Source organism: Sphingobacterium chungjuense (assembly GCF_011316935.1).
Classification (GTDB): Bacteria; Bacteroidota; Bacteroidia; order Sphingobacteriales; family Sphingobacteriaceae; genus Sphingobacterium; species Sphingobacterium chungjuense.
Genome location: NZ_WLYS01000003.1, coordinates 698510 through 705394 on the forward strand (window position 1 = coordinate 698510; position 6885 = coordinate 705394).

Below are 6885 nucleotides of genomic sequence, written 5' to 3' on the forward strand. Positions count from 1 at the left end.
CAGGGATCAGCTTGACCAATTAAGCTTGGTAAGCTGATCCTTGTTTTACCCCACGCGCCTCCAAACCTTTGTCAATGACGGTTTGGATCTTTGATTTTGGAAAACCCCAATTCGGCGCGATCAAGAGCTCCTTATCCGCGATACCAAAAATCCGTTGAATAATGATATCTGGTCGAAGCAATGGAATGAACTTCGCTAAAAAATCCGTATATTCTTCGATAGTAAATAATTTGAAAGGCTCGCGTTTATATTTAGCCCCCATGATGGAGCCTTCCACGATATGCAGGTGATGTAATTTCACAAATTTGATATGGGGCTGCTTGTTAATTTCGTCCGCATATTTAAGCATCATCTCCTCGGTCTCCCATGGAAAACCAAAGATGGTATGTACGCAAATCTCTAACTTGGAGCCTTCCAATAGCTTCATGATATTGATAAATTCGTCGTGCAGGCAGCCACGATTGATACGCTCTAAGGTATCGTTATAGATCGACTCCATGCCCATCTCTAAATCCACGTCATAGCGATCGGTATAGCTCTCCAACAAAGCAATTTTTTCAAAATCTAGACAATCTGGTCGCGTGCCGACCGATAAACCTACAGTATGCTCTGGACAAACACTCAACGCTTCGTCGTACATCATCTTGAGCAAGTGCGTCGGGGCATAGGTATTGGTATTGGGCTGAAAATAGATTACAAACTTCTCTGCACCGTAAGATTTACGCGCTCTTTCGATACCATTTTCTACCTGCTCTCGCATAGATGGAATCTTGCGCGCCGTATCAGGGGTAAAAGAATCGACGTTGCAATACGTACAACCGCCATATCCCTTGCTCCCATCCCGATTAGGACAGGTAAAATTTCCGTCTACAATGACTTTGAAAACTTTTTGTCCTGCGTATTTCTCTTTGAGGTACGCGCCGTAATGATTATACGGTTTTACGCCTGTATCTAATAGTGTTGCCATCTTGTGCTGCAAAGATACGCATACTTGCTGGGTATGCAACAACTCGTAAAAGGCGCCCCGCTAAATTTAGTTTTGAACTGGCAACTGATCGCCCAGTAATTCTGTGTTGATGTCGTGTCTTGACTGATCTCGCTTTTTGTAAGGCACTACGAAAGTCGCCTTCACTCGCTCGGATTGACGCAAATAAGACAACCACATGATCGTCGGAATAATATTTCTAGTCAGCACATTCCATGATTCTTGCGCACCTTTCACACTTTCAGGCATGATATACATAGCATTCATACTACTGACAACATCAAATACAGCGACAGCTAATAAGGTGTAAAAACAGGTCTGTGGAAAGAGATCACGTCGTTTATAAAGCAAATACAGACAATAGCCTAATGCGAAGGTTAAGAAAAAGCTAATGACAAACTCAAGGGATAATAATACCTGCCACTGTATAGGACTCACATGTCGTAACTCCATAAAGTCATAGGCAATCCAGATTTGATAATTAGTCACATAGTTTAACATATTAGACAATAGACTGCTTATGAGATTAATAATCATCACAATACCAAGCACATAGAGCCAGCCTCCTAATTTTGGAGGCAGTACCTGTTCACCATCCGATGCAACAGTATTCCTTGGTTTTTGCTTATTGTACCATCTTACAAACAAGGCAAATGCACCACATACCAATGTGAACAACACAATAGGATATAATGTAAATTGTCCCGAAGAGGAAAAACCTTCCGTATTCACGCTGTAATCGTCATTGAGGTAAAATCCAGAGAAGAAAAATCTGTTGCGATCTTGAAATGTCTTTACATATAGAGGCACCTGCTCTTCGTCTATATAAGATTTATAGGTATAAAAACTATAACTGAGTTTCAACGTATCTTGACTATTACGCATAAATCTGCTATAGAAATAACTTTCATGCTGCTCATTGTGCGTATCAGAGGCAGATGACATTTGTTTACCATCAGGATTGATGATGCAAATATCATGTTCAAATTTCAATGGAAAAGAGAGAGCGATTGGGGCAGGCCGCACGGTATTCACTGCTGGCAAATATTGATCCGTATGTTGCGAATAAAAGTTGATATACTTTTTACCCGTTTCTTGCTCCACATCATACAGCTGATCTATTTTGTAATGCTCATATACCGTTAAGGTATTTTTCTCTAAGTCATCTTCGTATTTTAAGTTAGATACTTTCTCTAGATTTTTATGCTTATTCTGATAATAGACGAGATACTGTTTTTGTATTTCAGTCTTAGAATTACTCTTGAAATAAGAACGCATTGATTCTGCTTCGGCTGAGTTATAATCGCTTTTCACCGTTAAGGTAGCGGAGCCATCTTTGTGCATTTGGTACACTTCTGAAATATGGGTTACAGCTTCTTGGTCTGCACCAAGGTTTTCTACCTTACCAATCGAGAGATTGAGTGCCGCACCATACCAAGGAAAATACCGATATAAAATATTGCCACCTTGCTGCGTGACGGTGGCATCGATCCATTGTTTACGACCATCGACTGAGGCCCATACAACCATGTGGTTGAAACTTTGTGGTGATGGTATTTGATTCTTCAACCCGTGATCGACATAGGAATTTACTAGACCCAAACCACTATCGATCTTCTTATATTTAAGCAGAGTCGCTAGCACTACAGACTTATCTTTACAATCACCATAACGTTGGCGAAAAACCTTTTCTGGATCATTAGCACGATGCGAGAACTCTCCCATTTCTACACCCTGGTAACGAATTTCATTCTGAACGAAATCCGTAACCAGCTTAAAATAATTTACCTTATTGCCACCTGCCTTCTTCCACAATTGATCAGCAAATACACTCAAAGATTGCGCTGATGTCAATTCTGGAATAGGATTGACTTTTGTTGCCCAAGCAGCCACTTCTTCCCAATTGCGAAATTCGGAACAACTCACCGTTGGCACACTGACATACCAAGAAGGTACATAATCATAGAAAGTTCCTTTCTTCACTTGATTCTCTTCGTGGTAATAAGAAGTCGTCGCATCTTCCTGTTTTGCTTTGAGGGCTTGAGCACCACCCGTGTAAGAAAATTGGAGCTCGCGATTATTAGGAACGACGTAGTTTACCAGTAACAATCCAATTGGTTCAGCGCCTTGCAGATAGGTGTAGTCGAAAAATTTATTATCAAAAACTGGATTAGAACCTTTGATCGTATAGGAGATGGAAATGCGATCGTCTTTTCTTAAATCATCAATGATACAATAGGCTGAATAAGTCCCGTTGTAGATAGCTCTGGACAAATCTGACTCTGTCGCAAGAAGTTTAAATAGTTTGGTATCCGTTTTATCAATACGTTTACCATCACGTATAATACTCAGGTCGTGCAAAAAAATGCTTTGATAACTAGGATCGAACAATAGAGATACCTGCCCAGCAGAAGAAAGACCTTCCTCATCGTGGATCACACGCACTGAGCTGTGATAACGTTCTTGAAGTCCTAAATGAACCTGGTATTCTTGTCGTTCAATGTAATACCCATCACTCACATCGTCAAGATCTACGGCAGAAGGAGTTAGTGTAGATACCCGTATCCAATCGGGCGACCTAACTTTTTTAATAGTAGATTGCGCCATTGAGTTTAAGGCACATAGAAATAAGACTGCGAAAAGCGTCAAAAACTTCGTTGTTTTGGTCTGGAACATACGGTCAATAAAGATTGCTCAAATATAACGTAAAATTCAGATCATGGCAGTAAGAAATTTACTAGAATACCAGGTGCACAAACTCACTTATAATGTCGGATTTAAAAGCAAAAATCAGGATTTACGATTCGCTCTGTCTAATTAATGTATATCTAATTCAGTTGTATAACCACTAATTTGCCACTTCTAAAACAATGACATGAACATCATCCTTAACGTCCGCTGATTTTGTCGATACAAAGGCATTACCCTGACGGATTTCTGTCTTCACTTTGGCATCATCTGCTAAAGAGTAAGCCTTCTTTATCTTTTTGTACGGAAATCTATCTAGAATGATATCGTCTCCATTATTATCAAAAACATGAATATACATTTTGTCATTATACTGCGTGATACAGCCCCAAGTTTGAGGAGGGAGATAGCCGGCAGACGTGCCATAAATGCTCTCACCATTGACTTGAAGCCATAATCCGATGTCTGACAATCGATCTTGAAATTCGGATTGAATTTCACCATTGGGCATCGGACCAATATTGAGCAATAAATTAGATCCCAGCGCCGCTGACTTTGCTAAATATTGAATTAATTGTTTAGATGACTTATAGGTAGTGTCATTAAGATTAAATCCCCAAGATTCACTAATCGTTTGACAAGCCTCCACGGGTAAATTATCAGAAGCTTCCTGGAAGCTTAAGCCTGATGTATTTTCTCCAGGCAAATCTCGTTCGAACATTTGAAAATCTTCTCCTGGTAACGGGTTAAGATGATGATTATTTCCAATCAAACACTGTGGCTGTAGTTGATGAATCAATCCGTAAAGTTCTTCATACTTCCAATCAAGCCTAGAGCTACGATCGCGCTCTCCTTCTGGAGCAGTCTGATCCCAGTGTCCATCAAACCAAATTCCTCCAATCTCTCCATAATTGGTGAGTAATTCGGTTAATTGATTCTTCATAAATCGCAAATAGTTTGCATAATCACTTTTACTCGCGCGACCACTATGCTGTCCGGTACGACCTGTTTCATAAGGATAATCATCCCTCCGCCAGTCTAATAAAGAATAGTATAGAAACAATTTGATGTTTTGCTTCCGACATTCGTCCGCTACCATTTTCACTATATCCTTTCTATACGGTGTATTCATTACATTAAAGTCGGAATATTTTGTATCCCATAAACTAAAACCATCATGATGCCGCGTTACTAAGGTGACATATTTCATCCCAGCGTTCTTCGCCGCACCAACCCATGCTTTTGCATTGAATTCTGAGGGATTGAAAAACCGCTCTAATAGCGTGTAGTTTTGTACAGTAATTTTTCGGTCATTCATCACCCATTCTCCACTACCCGGAATACTAAATAGCCCCCAATGGATAAATAATCCAAAGCGAGAATCAGAAAACCATTGTCGCGCTTCAAGGTTTGTTGCTGAGGGAGTATAGGATTGTGAAAGAGATATTTGCACAATGCTAGTAATAAATAAAACAGATAAAAGTGCCCTATAAATCATACTAGTAGGTTATGGTTAAATAATCTCTAATTTAAGCTATTTTATACTAGTTAGGGTAACAAAAGGCTGTTTAAATATTTTTACAATAATGAATGGCTTATTTTATTAACCCATCTTCTATAAAGACTTGATCTTAAAATAGTTAATAGATGACATAGACACTTTTCACCTAACACAGTGAATTCAATTGCAGCAGCATAACTAATACTTGGAGTTCTATTTTTATCACTATTTAATAGAGAGCATTGATGCCAGCGTAATCTCCTGCCGTGAGTCTAGTCCGTTGGCTGTTCCAGGTAGAGCCATCCAACCTAGTCAAAACAGGTAAACTACGATCAATCGAGAAATCGAATGATCCATACATCATCACCGATTCGAAATCAAATGCACCATGATCAACATAACCCGGTAAAATATTGAAATTATTGCGCGCAGCGACTGGTACACGGTCGATATAGACATGAATATAGGAATCACGGTCTGGACGAGTCTGCTCATGCATAATTGCCATCGAATGCATGATCTCATGCGCTATGATAGCCGGAAATGTAATATTGAAGATGTTGATTTGATTAACCCGCCCTCTACTCCAGCCTAGTGGCGAGCTATTGACATTTGAATAAACAAAATTTATATACTCCGGTTCCGTAGTACGCTCTACAAAGCGAACAGAAGTCTCCGCGGTAATCAGATTAAAAGCATTCCGTATGTTAGATAGGAAAATATTATAATTGTTTGCAGATAGAGATCCTTGTTCTGGTAATCTGTAAAAAACAGTGCGATTGGGCCACGTTTGATTTAAATTACGGGTAATCGTAGCACGTTCTGTGGTAGACAACCTAGGATTGGTCATCTTCCGCAAGATATCAAATTGCTCTTTGGTAATCGTTAGATCCTCGGAAAAGAAGTACTCCCCATTTACTTCCTTGACGTAAGTATCGTTGCCTTCAATGATCAACTTATGCAGTTTCGTACTATCCGACAATACCGTCGTACTAAAATACTCACTCTCATCGGACACAGATTGAACGAGTTCTTGCTTACAGGCTCCCATCAGGAAAACAGTAAAACAAATCAAATAAATAGTTTGCTTTTTCATAACATCAAAATTTATTAAACAAAATAAATCAATAATAATAAAGCAAAATATAATTTTAAATTTTAATAAAGAAATTAATTTTCTAAAATATTACAATATTTAATCAATTAGGTTTGTGCAAAAACGAAAAAGCAGCGTCATAAACAAAGTAATAAATCGTGGTATCTTTCATTTATTTTCTTGAAATAGTCAAATCTAATGCTGTCTCGACAAATCTTTAGAGAAACCCTATCTACCAATTAGATACGATATCGACACCTGTAGAGGATCAGACTGGTCATTACTTCACGTCTCCTTCACCATTACTTGGCCTTTGATTCACGGTTAGTGTATTAAGAATCCACTTTATTCGGGTATTGCTACCTACAAATGGTATACTACAGGTAAGAGCTTGGTAAAGCTATATAGGCGCTATCCAGTAATACAGCGCGCAGCTAGATGTACTTACTAAAGCGGAAGGCCTTTGCGCGATAAAAAAGTATTAAACACAAAAAAGCCCTTGCAAAGTTGTTGCAAGGGCTTTGGTATAAAATTAGGCACCGACCTACTCTCCCACCTGTTACGGCAATACCATCGGCTCTGGCGGGCTTAACTACTCTGTTCGGAATGGGAAGA

General features: G+C 39.2%; 4 protein-coding genes and 1 rRNA gene. All 5 read right to left on the reverse strand.

What is annotated here, in order from left to right; all coding sequences use genetic code 11:
• Positions 1-19 precede the first annotated feature (19 nt).
• A complete protein-coding gene (locus GKO22_RS10715) occupies positions 20-967 on the reverse strand; it encodes a TIGR01212 family radical SAM protein (RefSeq protein ID WP_166334857.1) in 948 nt (315 codons plus the stop codon).
• Between the two features lie 66 nt (positions 968-1033).
• On the reverse strand, positions 1034-3592 hold the full coding sequence (locus tag GKO22_RS10720; RefSeq protein ID WP_166334859.1) for a DUF3857 domain-containing protein: 2559 nt from the start codon (positions 3590-3592) through the stop codon (positions 1034-1036).
• 241 nt (positions 3593-3833) lie between these two features.
• Positions 3834-5171 (reverse strand): alpha-L-fucosidase, encoded by a 1338-nt coding sequence (locus GKO22_RS10725; RefSeq protein WP_166334861.1) that lies wholly within the window; start codon positions 5169-5171, stop codon positions 3834-3836.
• A 232-nt stretch (positions 5172-5403) separates the two neighbouring features.
• Positions 5404-6270: a M12 family metallopeptidase gene (locus tag GKO22_RS10730; RefSeq protein ID WP_206367873.1), complete on the reverse strand. Its 867-nt coding sequence runs from the start codon at positions 6268-6270 to the stop codon at positions 5404-5406.
• A 531-nt stretch (positions 6271-6801) separates the two neighbouring features.
• Positions 6802-6885: ribosomal RNA gene (gene rrf, locus GKO22_RS16955) — 5S ribosomal RNA — on the reverse strand; the annotation flags it as partial.

Bases quoted from the DNA above. Each gene is read 5' to 3' on its own strand.
- GKO22_RS10715 (WP_166334857.1), bottom strand. From the start codon at position 967: ATGGCAACACTATTAGATACAGGCGTAAAACCGTATAATCATTACGGC.
- GKO22_RS10720 (WP_166334859.1), bottom strand. From the start codon at position 3,592: ATGGCGCAATCTACTATTAAAAAAGTTAGGTCGCCCGATTGGATACGG.
- GKO22_RS10725 (WP_166334861.1), bottom strand. From the start codon at position 5,171: ATGATTTATAGGGCACTTTTATCTGTTTTATTTATTACTAGCATTGTG.
- GKO22_RS10730 (WP_206367873.1), bottom strand. From the start codon at position 6,270: ATGAAAAAGCAAACTATTTATTTGATTTGTTTTACTGTTTTCCTGATG.